Source organism: Collinsella aerofaciens (genome assembly GCF_018785245.1).
GTDB classification, from domain to species: domain Bacteria; phylum Actinomycetota; class Coriobacteriia; order Coriobacteriales; family Coriobacteriaceae; genus Collinsella; species Collinsella aerofaciens_AD.
Genome location: NZ_WQPL01000070.1, coordinates 1 through 325, shown reverse-complemented (window position 1 = coordinate 325; position 325 = coordinate 1). Strand labels below are relative to the sequence as shown.

The 325-nt window shown below is 75.1% G+C and carries 1 protein-coding gene; it reads right to left on the bottom strand.

What is annotated here, in order from left to right:
- Window positions 1–325 (bottom strand): transposase (locus GPK39_RS09210; protein WP_215675187.1); only part of this gene is annotated, 325 nt, incomplete at both ends.

The window sequence follows — 325 nt, the reverse complement described above, 5'->3', positions numbered from 1 at the left end:
TCCTGACGAGGGCGTCGCCGGCCCCGCTGATCCCGCCGAGGCGCACGGAGTCCGCGCTCGACCTCTGCTTCGGGGCGAGGCCGAAGTAGGACGTCACCTGCCTGCCGGAGCGGAACCTCGAGAAGTCGCCGACCTCGGACGCGAAGGCGGCGGCGAGCGCGAACCCGCACCCCTTGATCGACTGGAGCGCCTCGACCTCCGCCGAGAGGGGGCCCGCCGCGACGGCGGCCCTGTACTCGGCGAGGAGGTCGTCGCGCGTCTCGGCGGCCGCCTCGACCTCGTTCCTCAGCGCCGCAAGCGCCCGGATGCCGCCGTCGTCGGCGGG